At 69.0% G+C, this 10,464-nt stretch carries 8 protein-coding genes, 3 pseudogenes and 1 other annotated feature; of the genes and pseudogenes, 6 read left to right on the top strand and 5 right to left on the bottom strand.

Annotation, left to right across the window (positions count from 1 at the left end; all coding sequences use genetic code 11):
• Positions 1-46 precede the first annotated feature (46 nt).
• From ABQ292_RS26720 to ABQ292_RS24835, 3 genes are all read right to left on the bottom strand, one after another.
• Positions 47-1,030 (bottom strand): hypothetical protein, encoded by a 984-nt coding sequence (locus ABQ292_RS26720; RefSeq protein ID WP_438940632.1) that lies wholly within the window; start codon positions 1,028-1,030, stop codon positions 47-49.
• The gene (locus ABQ292_RS24840) at positions 1,027-1,557 is read right to left on the bottom strand and encodes a class I SAM-dependent methyltransferase (RefSeq protein WP_369210385.1); all 531 of its coding nucleotides are present in this window, start codon (positions 1,555-1,557) and stop codon (positions 1,027-1,029) included. Before ABQ292_RS24840 ends, ABQ292_RS26720 begins: the two co-directional genes overlap by 4 nt.
• A gap of 186 nt (positions 1,558-1,743) precedes the next feature.
• Positions 1,744-2,739, bottom strand: coding sequence for an SDR family oxidoreductase (locus tag ABQ292_RS24835; protein ID WP_369210384.1), 996 nt, complete (start codon positions 2,737-2,739; stop codon positions 1,744-1,746).
• 204 nt (positions 2,740-2,943) lie between these two features.
• On the opposite strand from ABQ292_RS24835, the gene ABQ292_RS24830 reads away from it, so the two are divergent.
• The 5 genes and pseudogenes from ABQ292_RS24830 to ABQ292_RS24810 all read left to right on the top strand — a co-directional run bounded on the left by ABQ292_RS24830 (position 2,944) and on the right by ABQ292_RS24810 (position 8,053).
• The gene (locus ABQ292_RS24830; RefSeq protein WP_369210383.1) at positions 2,944-3,822 is read left to right on the top strand and encodes a helix-turn-helix transcriptional regulator; all 879 of its coding nucleotides are present in this window, start codon (positions 2,944-2,946) and stop codon (positions 3,820-3,822) included.
• Positions 3,823-4,275: 453 nt separating this feature from the next.
• Positions 4,276-4,509 (top strand): hypothetical protein, encoded by a 234-nt coding sequence (locus ABQ292_RS24825; RefSeq protein ID WP_369210382.1) that lies wholly within the window; start codon positions 4,276-4,278, stop codon positions 4,507-4,509.
• Positions 4,499-4,810 (top strand): type II toxin-antitoxin system PemK/MazF family toxin, encoded by a 312-nt coding sequence (locus ABQ292_RS24820; protein ID WP_369210381.1) that lies wholly within the window; start codon positions 4,499-4,501, stop codon positions 4,808-4,810. The genes ABQ292_RS24825 and ABQ292_RS24820 overlap by 11 nt, the downstream gene beginning before the upstream one ends.
• A gap of 562 nt (positions 4,811-5,372) precedes the next feature.
• Positions 5,373-6,634: pseudogene (locus ABQ292_RS24815) on the top strand (IS3 family transposase).
• Positions 5,660-5,788 (top strand) — a sequence feature (AL1L pseudoknot). Its footprint overlaps the pseudogene before it by 129 nt.
• Positions 6,635-7,324: 690 nt before the next feature.
• Entirely contained in the window at positions 7,325-8,053 is a 729-nt protein-coding gene (locus tag ABQ292_RS24810) for a hypothetical protein (RefSeq protein ID WP_369210380.1), read from the top strand.
• A 309-nt stretch (positions 8,054-8,362) separates the two neighbouring features.
• On the opposite strand, the pseudogene ABQ292_RS24805 reads toward ABQ292_RS24810, so the two are convergent.
• A pseudogene (locus tag ABQ292_RS24805) lies at positions 8,363-8,584 on the bottom strand (transposase); the annotation flags it as partial.
• A gap of 82 nt (positions 8,585-8,666) precedes the next feature.
• Between ABQ292_RS24805 and ABQ292_RS24800 the strand changes: the two are divergent.
• Positions 8,667-9,730: pseudogene (locus tag ABQ292_RS24800) on the top strand (IS3 family transposase); the annotation flags it as partial.
• Between the two features lie 210 nt (positions 9,731-9,940).
• Here ABQ292_RS24800 and ABQ292_RS24795 read toward each other — a convergent pair.
• On the bottom strand, positions 9,941-10,464 hold a 524-nt coding region (locus tag ABQ292_RS24795; protein ID WP_369210379.1), incomplete at its 5' end, for a WD40 repeat domain-containing protein.

Raw genomic sequence — 10,464 nt, 5'->3', positions numbered from 1 at the left:
ACAGTCAGCTTGGAAGGCTTGGTCCTCTGAGTGGTGACTTTCCTGGTCAGGGGCCCGAGGGGCAGCACTCGTGCCTTCCAATGGCCTTAACGGCGGCCTCGCGGCCACCTTCCGTCCTGAGGTGTCCATCGAGGGCTGCCTGACCCGGGTTGCTGGCTGAGCAGATCAGTGCCGTGGATCCGCGGCGCTTGGGGGAGTCGGCCGGGCACCTCAGCTTCGATGGATTGCGCCAGGTTGATGCCGCCCTGCGGCTCGTCCTCGGCCTGTGACGAGCACCCAGCACGTGTCTCGCCGGAGAAGCGTCGCCTAAGCAGAGCTGGCTTTGCCCCCTGGCTCCCTCCCGCCGCATCAGCGACCGCCGAGTCCATGAGGCGTGCCAGGCTCCCTCATGCGGTTGCAGCTGTCCGCGACCGCGCCGCGCGCCACCCTTGCGGCGGTGGATGAGGACTCCGGTAGCGCCGACGACCACGAGGACGCTGAGCATGGCAACGGCGTCGTTCAGGCGCGTCAGAGCAGACGAGGCCAGTGCGCCGGTCGCGACGAGGGACGAGGACCAGAGAAGGGCCGCGGGCGCGGTCCCGCGAAGCATGATGGGCAGCGGCACCCCGGCCTGCGCGGCGATGCGCGGAGCCAGTGTGCGGGCACCGGCGATGAACTGGGCGGCCGCTGCTGCGCGTACCGGTCGATGGCCGACGGCATCGACCCATGGCGCGGACAGTCGGTCGCCGACGGCGCGGATACGGGCCGGGAGGAGTTTGCCGATGATCCCGTCTGTGGAGAGGAGGGCTCCGCCCCCGCCCTGAGTCGCGGTGCGGTGCCCCAGGGCCGCACCGAGCACGGTGGCTCCCGCCGCGGACAGCGCGGCGACTGACGTGGGTACGGCGCCGGCACCGGCCAGCGCGCCCAGTCCCAAGACCAGTGACGACGACGGCAGGAGCACCCCGATCAGCAGGCCCGCCTCTGCCGTCAGCAGGACGACGACCAGCAGCGTCGCCGCAACGGCGGAAGCGTCACCCATCCACGCGCTCACCTGTCATCCGTGGTGCGAGCGCCGCTCATCAAGGGCTCTGTCGCGGTGTAGACGACGGCCGGGGGCAGGTTCGGCCACACCGTCGCGGACACGTCGACACGGCCGAAGAACCGCTGGAGCTCCCGGTGCTGTCGGCGGCCGGGTGGCGTCCAACGGGTCCAGCTGTAGGTGAACTGGGTGTACGCCCCCGACGGGGCGAGGTGGGCAGCGATGTTGGAGATCAGCTCGGTGCCTACCTGGCCGGCGAAGGCCTGCCAGGGGAGGCCGCTGATTACTGGGTCGACCGCGGGCAGACCGCGCTCCGCCAGGGCCCGCGAGAGGCTGGAAGCCGGCCCGCGGAGGAGATCGATCCCGGGAAATCGGCTGGAGCGGTGGTCGGCCATCGCTCCGTTCAGCTCGACGCCGAGAAAGCGCATCTCGGGCACAGCCGCTCGCAGGGCGGCGGTGAAGGACCCAGTGCCCGGTCCCAGCTCCACGACGACCGGCAACTCTGGCGCCTGCGACGAAAGCAGGAGCGGCACGATCATGCGTCTTGCCAACGCCGGGGGACTCGGCACCACGGAAGCCGTGCGCAGAGGGGCGCGGACGAACTCCCGGAGGAAGCCCCCGGCGTCGGAGGACCAGGTCCCTCCGGCTACCGAGGGCAGCCTTGTCGGAGACGACGGTTGACTGCTCACGGGGCCGCTGCCTCGCCTTCGTCGGACGTCAGGCCGTCAGGCCGGGCTCACGGACGTGTCGAGGGCGGGTTCTCTGGGGCCGGCGCCCGCGCCGTCGTCGGGGAACGACACGTCCGTCAGCTGCTCCGACAGCTGCCAGATGCGCTGTGCGTCCTCGACGGTGCGGAGGCGCCGGTACAGCTTCTGCTCGGCCGGCGCCCCGCTCATGTGCCGGAAACGGCGAGGGCCGTAGAAACGGCCACCGGCGGCGTCTGACGACGTCGCGGCGAACAGGGCAGGAAGCGCGGCAGTCTCCGGAGTCCCCACGATGCCCATCGCCGACAGCCGCCGGATCAAGCGGATCTCGCGCCCTTCCGCAGCGCGGCCGATCCCGGGCTGGGCCGCGAGCAGATTCGTCGGGGCCACCCCCGGGTGGGAGATGTTGCTCGTGATCCCCCAGCCGTGGGCCTCGCTCCGCCGGTCGAGCTCGAGGCCGAAGAGGCCGAAAGCGATCTTCGACGAGCTGTAGGCGCGCATCGGGTGGTAGGAACGCTCCCAGTCCAGGTCCTCCCAGTGGACGGCGTTGCTGTTCGCGGCCACGCTTACCTGCGACGTGACGCGCGCTCGGCCGGCGCGCAGCAGCGGCATCAGCTGCGCCACGAGCGCAAAGTGGCCGAGGTGGTTGGTCCCGAGCTGGAGCTCGTGACCGTCGACCGTGGACCGACGCTCCGGCGGCGTCATGACGCCGGCATTGTTGATCAGGATGTCGATCGGTCGGCCCTCGGTGAGCAGGGCGCCGGCGAAGGCGGCGACCGACTCCAGCGATGACAGGTCGAGCGCGTGGAGGGTGATGGTGGCCCGGGGGACTCGCGCCCGGATCTCGGCGGCTGTCGCCTCGCCCTTGCCGCGGTCGCGGACGGGGAGGACCAGGTCGGCCCCGGCCGCGACCAGGCGGCGGGCGAGGACCAGGCCGATGCCGTCGCTGCCTCCGGTGAGCACGGCTCGCTTCCCCGACAGGTCGGGGACGGGAATGTCGATCGTCGTGCGGGCCATGGCTGGGCTCCTGTCCTCGTGGTGCGCTGCTCGCGCCGTGGCACCGACAGTCCCCGGTTCCGACGCCGGGAGGCAGGGCCTGTCGATCCCCCCTTGCGGGCGGCTGAGAGGGGATCGACGGGCCGTGGTTGTGCCGCTGCCGCGCCGGTAGACATGGCCCCGCCGCCCCGACGGGACCGGCGATCAACCACCAGGAGGAGACACGTGGGTATCGATCGAGTCGGCTTGGCGGAGTTCCTCCGGCGCCGCCGGGAGTCGCTGCAGCCCGAGGATGTCGGCCTGCCCCGCCGTCCGCGCCGCCGGGCCGCCGGGCTACAACGCGAGGAGGTCGCCGCCCTCTGCCACATGTCGACCGACTACTACGCGCGGCTCGAGCGCGAGCGCGGCCCGCAGCCGTCGGAGCAGATGATCGCCTCGATCGCTCAGGGGCTGCACCTGTCCTTCGACGAGCGCGACCACCTGTACCGGCTGGCCGGGCGCCAGCCGCCGACGCGCGGGGCGAGCAGCGAGCACGTCAGCCCCGGCCTGCTGCGCATCTTCGACCGCCTCGACGACACCCCCGCCGAGATCGTCACCGAGCTCGGCGAGACCCTGCGCCAGACGCCGCCCGCGGTCGCCCTCGTCGGCGACGCGTCGCGGTTCAGCGGGCCAGCGCGCAGCAGCGGGTACCGCTGGTTCACCGACCCGTCGTCCCGGGAGCTGTACGTGCCGGAGGACCACGCCTTCCTCTCGCGCATGTACGCCGCCGGACTCCGCGGCGTCCTCGCGATCCGAGGGCCCGGCTCGCGGGCCGCGCAGTTGGTCGACCTCCTGCTGGAGCGCAGCGAGGAGTTCCGCACCCTGTGGGAGGCCCACGAGATCGGCATCCACCCCCACGAGGTCAAGCGCTACCAGCACCCCGAGGTTGGCTTGCTTGAGCTGAACTGCCAGCAGCTCGTCGACCCGCACCAGGCCCACCGCCTCATGGTCTACACCGCCGTACCCGGCACCGAGAGCCACGACAAGCTCCAGATGCTCGCGGTGATCGGCGCCCAGTCCCTAACCCGCCCAGGCGCCGGCGGCGCAGATCCGGGAAACCGATGATCACTCGCTTCCTCCACGGCCTGGGCCGGGCGACGGCCGCCCGCCCGTGGCGGACGCTCGCCGCCTGGGTGCTCGTCGCCGTCGTGGCCACCGTGACCGCCGGCGCGAAACCATGATGGCGACGGTCGGAGCGGTGGTGCTGACGCTGGTCACGGCGGCCAGCAGGGTGACCGCGGCGGCGGAGACGCCGAGCCCGAATGACGGGCAGCCGCGAGAAGGACGTCGCGGCACACCATTCCCGGGTGTCCCGCGACATCGATGTGGAGCGGGTGACGGGAATCGAACCCGCACAGTCAGCTTGGAAGGCTTGGTCCTCTGAGCGGTGTCTTTCCTGGTCAGGGGCTCGTCGGGCCGCGTTCGTGCCTTCCGGTTGCCTCAGCATCGTGCTCGCCTTCCCGAGAGAGTGCCCAACAGCTCCTTCTCATGTCTTACATGTGGTGAGACACTTCAGAGGTGGCCGAGACGATCACCTTCCGCCCCGATGAAGACGCCCGGCGGGCGTTGGCCGTGCTGACGCAAGACGGCACCTCCGTCTCCACCGCCGTTCGAGCGGCTTTGATCGAGGCCGCGAGGACCGCTGTGCACGACCGGCTTCGTGCAGAGGCCGCTGCGCTGGCCGCCGACGACGCCGACCGCGCCGAGGCGGCTCAGGTTCTTCGGGACATGGAGACGCTGCGTGCGTGGTGAGGTCTACCGCCTGCGCTCTCCCCGTAACGCCCGGGGTCATGAGCAGGCCGGCGTTCGCTACGCGGTGGTCGTCCAGTCCGACCTGCTGCCGCTGTCGACCTGGCTGGTCGCGCCGACGTCCACCTCGGCACGAGCGGCCACCTTCCGACCTGAGGTGTCCATCGAGGGCCGCTCGACCCGGGTGCTGGCTGAGCAGACGAGTGCTGCGGATCCCCAGCGCTTGGGGGAGTCGGCCGGACACCTCAGCTTCGATGAACTGCGCCAGGTCGACGCCGCGCTGCGCCTGGTCTTCGGCCTCTGACGAACGCCCCGCACCTGTTACGTCAGCGGCCCGCTACCGGGCACGAGCCCTCGATCCGCAGTGGCTCCTCGTGACGATCGTCCATGGCACCCGAGCGTTCCGGGACCTAGTGGCCAGGGCGCGGGCGGTCGCCTTGCCGATGCCGTCGATGTCTCCGGTGATCAGGACCGTTCTGCCAGCCATCGGCCGGCTGCGAATCTGCTGCATGGGTGTCGAGCCTTTCCGTTTCGGGGCGTGCGCCGCTCCGGGCGCTCTGCTACGCGTGCTGCCTCCGACCCGAGCCCGTTGCCCTGGCGCTGCGCCGGCACCTGCGCGAAGCGCGAAGCGCTGGGCGTCGGGCACCATCCGGTCGGTTGTCGCGGCCGTACGACGGCGTGGCCGTCGGCGGATCGCTCGCTCGGCGACCGCCAGGTTGATTCCCCACGCCGCGGCCAAGAGGAGGGCGGTGGTCAGGTCGCCGGTGCCGAAGATCGCTCCACCGATGCTCAGGGTGAAGATCTGGGTGCTGGCGACGTGAACCGTCCCCGGTCTCGTAGCGGGCCTGAATCCACGGGAGGGTGGAATCGCGCCCGCACCGAGGAAGTACCCCGACGAGCTGCGTGAGCGGTCGATTCGCTTCGCCTGCAACCTCGTCGACGGCCCGGGAAAGCTGAGCGTGATCGCCGCCTGCCGACGGGTCGGCGAGCAGCTGGGCATCCAGCCGGACACGCTGCGGCACTGGGTCAAGCAGGCCCGCGTCGACGCCGGTACCGAGCCGGGACTGACCACCGATGAGCGGACCCGGCTGCGCGAGCTGGAGCGGGAGGTCCGCGAACTACGCCGGGCCAACGCGATCCTGAAAGCGGCCTCGGCCTTCTTCGCAGCGGAGCTCGACCGCCCCTCGCCGCGCTGATCGACTACATCGATACCTACCGAGAACAGTTCGGGGTCGAGCCGATCTGCCGGGTCCTGCGCGAGCACGGCCTACAGATCGCCCGGAGCACCTACCGGGCGGCCAAGAGGCGCCCGCCTTCGGCGCGGGCGCAGCGCGACGCGGTCGTCCTCGAGCGGATCCGCGCCGTGCACAGCGACCGGAAGATCGGCCGCGGCCTCTACGGCGTGCGCAAGACGCACGCCCAACTACGCCGCGAAGGCGGCGTGGACGGCCGACCGGTCTCCCGCCGCCAGGTCGAGCGGCTCATGCGCGCCGACGGCTTGCAGGGCGCCCGCCGCGGCCGGGCCGTCCGCATCACCGTCCCGGACACGGCGGCCGCCCGGCCGCCGGACCTGGTGCAGCGGGACTTCACCGCACCAGCGCCCAACCGGCTGTGGCTGGTGGACTTCACCTACGTCCCAACCTGGTCGGGCATGGCGTTCACCGCCTTCGTCCATGACGCCTTCAGCCGCCGCATTGTCGGCTGGCGCACCGCCTCGGCGATGCCCACCGAGCTGCCGCTGGACGCCCTGGAGATGGCGCTGTGGACCCGTGAGCTCGCAGGTGAGGCGTCACCGGCGTGATCCAACACAGCGATGCGGGCAGTCAGTACACCGCTATTCGGTATCAGTCCCGGCTGACCGACGCCGGCGCGGTCGCCTCCGTCGGCAGCGTCGGTGATTCCTACGACTGCCCGGGCCGAGAGCCTGATCGGCTTGTACGAGACCGAATGCACCCGCCGCGACGGGCCCTGGCGCAGCGTCGACGACCTCGAGCTGGCCACCCTGTCCTGGGTGCACTGGTTCAACACCACCCGCTTGCACAGCGCCCTCGGCCACAGACCCCCGATCGAGGCCGAGCAGGAGTGCTACCGTTCCATCACCACCGAGCAGCAACCGCTGCAGGCATAACCGCCCCGCTACAGAACCGGTGACGGTTCACGCGACGAGGCTCGGATTGCCGCCGACTCGGTGAAACTGCTGGCAAACATGCCCAAACGGTTGGGAGCAGGACATCCAACCTGCCGGCACGTTGCAACAAAACATCTTCTACAGCGCAACGATTAAGGCCCGTGGTTCCGGTCCGGCCGGCCGGGTATCCCTCCACCTCCGGGGCGTTGAGTGATGTCAGGTTGAGGCACGAACTCGGCGACGCTGCACTCCGCCGAGCCCCGAGCTCGTCGAAGTTCTTGGCTCAGCGTGCGGCTGTCCGGTACCTTCACGCCGCAGAGCGGTTCCACCTCCCATGTCGGAGTGGCGATGTGTCGTCAAGCCCGCAATAGTCGCAGCAAACATCTTTTCGTCGCCCGCACTTGGCCACCGTAGCCGCTGTTGCTGGACAGCCTGCCTTGAGGCAGCGATCGAAGCCTCGGCAGCACGGAAGTGTCTGTTGGTGCTTGAGCCGGGCGTGACAGGAGCAGTCCGGCTCACAGTGGAGTCGGCAGCCCGACAACTCCACAGGGGCAGGAGTAAGTGACGGCGGTTGATTGCGGCACCTGCGACCGTCACGACTCCATCGCCATGCGTTCCGAGTGAACGCCGACGCGCTCGACCGGGGGACGTAAATCATCACTTAGTGACGGTTGATCAAAGGAGATCTAAATGGGTACTGAAATCTCAACGGAGATGGGCGCCGAGCTCCGGATTGGGGCGGCTACTGCAGCCAAGCCATGGAACCGAGTCGCGGTTCATCGCCTCAACGGCGTGCGGAGCATGCTTGAGTTGCAGGAGCTCGACACCTTCGTCCCCATCGAGCTCACGATGCGCCTTCCCTACGGGAGTATGGACGTCCCAGGTCGCGCTTATACCGTTGGGATCTGGTCGGGCGCGCGAGTCGACGATCAGCAGATGTTCTGGACCGTCTCCGTAGGTACGACCTTGTACCAACTCCTGCTTACTTATGACGGCTCTTATCGGGACACGACGCCGGGCAGCCAGCCGCAGTTGCAAGATGCAGAAGTACTCGTTGACAAACGCTCGGTACTGAAGGTGTCACTGGCGGACGACGGTACGGCTACCTTCAGTAACAACATGGGCTGGCTGTACGAGCTGCCCGTAGATGAGAGCGGCAATAGAACTCTGACGAGTGAATTGGTTGATCACATTGATCCTGAGTTGCAGCTGCTGCTAGACAGCAACCTGCAGCGCGCTCTAGCCAACTGGTTCCACGGTCTCCAACCCACCGATGCAACCACTTACGGCGTGCCTCTGCTCGTTGTTCTGCTGGCGGCAGCGTGCTGTGTGAAGGTCAAGACGGGGCACACTGGCAAGCGTGACGAGGATAGATACTGGGAAGCGAGTTTGAACTGCACATGCCTGGATAGCAAGTGACGGAAATCGACCCGGCGAGCCATCGGCAACGGCCTGGGTGACCAAGTAGCCGGCGGGAAGAACTGCGCATGTAACGAACGGTCATGCCGCCCGCGGCGCTGTGTAGCTGCGAGTCGCACCTCGGTGATCTTCTCGTCCCTCGGTCCTGGGTAGGAGTCCCGGCCGGTTTCACTGGCGCAGCCGCACCTTGCCATGAGGCTTGAGGTCTGTGCTGCCTCGCGCCCGGATCCGCTGCTAATTAGTCACACGTAGAGTGTGTTCCCTCTATCTCCGGACAGGACGTGTGGTCAACGCGACTTAGAGCTTGTCTCACGTGGCGAGCTTCTTGTAGCAGGTCAGCGTGGCGGCCAGGGTGAGAAATGCGGTGAACAGCCGGGCCGAGCGTTCGTACCGGAGCGTGAGCCGGCGGTAGCCGGTCAGCCAGGCCAACGAGCGTTCGACGACCCAGCGGTGCCGACCCAGCCTCTGGCTGGTCTCGACGCCGCGGCGGGCGATCCGCGGAGTGAGGCGTCGCCAACGCAGCCAGGCCCGCAGGTGCGGATAGTGGGACTGCTACAGCTTGAGTTGACACCGCTTCTGTGGGACGAGGTCCCGCGGAGAGGATGTCGCTGCGCCGAAGAAGTTCCCGCCGGAGTTCAAGCGTGACGTCGTCCGGGTCGCCCGACGAGGGGACCTGAGCCAGGCCGAGGTCGCCGCCGACTTCGACATCTCGGTGGAGTCGGTGCGTCGTTGGGTTCGTCAGGCCGATATCGACGACGGCGTGGTGGAGGGGCAAACCAGCAGCGAGCAGTCCGAGCTGGTGCAGCTGCGCCGCAAGCTTCGCCCGGCTAGAGATGGAGAACGAGGTACTGCGCCGGGCCGCGGCCTACTTCGCGCAGGACTCGCTCCCAAAATGAGCTACCCGCTGGTCCGTGACCTGGCCGCCGAGGGCATCTCGGTGCGGCTGACCTGCGGGGTGCTCGGCTTCAGCCCCAGGCGTACTACGCCTGGCTTGCGGCACCGATCCCTCCGCGCGTCCTGGAGGACGCCTACCTGATTAACGCCCTGATCGACGCCCACAGCGACGATCCGGAGTTCGGCTACCGGTTCCTGGCCGACGAGCTCGCGCGCGCCGGCCTGGTCGCTGGTGAGCGTCGGGTCTGGCGGCTGTGCTCGCAGCAGAAGTTGTGGTCGGCCACGGTGCGCAAAGGCCGCCAGGGCAGCGGAAAGACGCCAGGCCCAGCCGTGCACGACGACCACCTGCAGCCGGACTTCACCGCCGCAGCGGCCAACCAGGTGTGGGTCACCGACATTACCGAGCACCCGACCGCCGAGGGGAAGATCTACTGCTGCGCGATCAAGGATCTGTTCAGCAACCGGATCGTTGGCTACGCCCTCGACGAGCGGATGACCGCGCAGCTGGCCGTCACCGCTCTGCGCACCGCGGTCGCCCGGCGCCGACCCGAGGGAGTCGTCGTGGTGCACTCCGACCGCGGGTCGCAATTTCGTGCCCGGCCCTTCCGCGCGGTCCTAGCCGCCGCCGGGCTGCAGGGCTCGATGGACCGCGTCGCCTCCGCCGGGGACAACGCCGCGATGGAGTCATTCTGGGCCCTGCTGCGGAAGAACGTGCTCGACCGGCGGCGCTGGCGCACCCGCGACGAGCTCCACAACGCGGTCGTGTTCTGGATCGAGCGCACCTAGAACCGCCGTCGGCGCCAGCGCGCTCTCGGCAAGCTCACTCGGGTCGAGTACGAACTCGCCTTCACCGCCCGAGACGCCGCCGTCGCGGCACCGTCAACCGAAGCTGCAGCAGTCCCATCTTCACCCTGGCCGGGCGCCATGACCACCCAACCCGACGTGTCCGGAACACCGGAGCAGGTCCCGATCCCGGTGTAGCCGACGTTGGCATCACGGGCGACAGACGTTGACGTACTCAAAGCCGAGGATGTAGCCAGTCCACTCAGCGCGGTCCAGCCCTCCGCCAGTGATCGAGCAGGCCCGCTCAAGAGGTTGATCCCGAAATGCGTCAAGGCCGCTGAGGTCCCAGAGTCTGACGGTGTCGTCAGTGCCAGCGGTGACAAGGATGTGCTCACCAGGAAAGAACGCTACCGCGGTCGCTTCGTCCCTATGCGTCAGCGGCGCTTCCAGGGGGGTGGGCTGGGCCGGATCGGCTAGATCCCACAGCAACACCGTCCCCGCGACTCCGGCGGTGGCCAGCACCTGACCGTCGGGGTCGAAGGCCACCGTGGTGACTGCGCCGGTGTGGCCGGTCAGCGGGGCACCAAGGCGGGTGGGCCGGGCCGGATCGGTCACATTCCACAGCAACACCGTCCCCTCCTCGCCGGCGGTGGCCAGCACCTGACCGGCGGGGTCGAGAGCCATCGCCCACACCGGTCCGGTGTGGCCGGTCAGCGGGGCACCAAGGCGGGTGG

The sequence above is a fragment of the Geodermatophilus maliterrae genome, from assembly GCF_041018925.1.
GTDB classification, from domain to species: domain Bacteria; phylum Actinomycetota; class Actinomycetes; order Mycobacteriales; family Geodermatophilaceae; genus Geodermatophilus; species Geodermatophilus maliterrae.
This window is presented reverse-complemented; position numbering and strand designations above follow the sequence as displayed.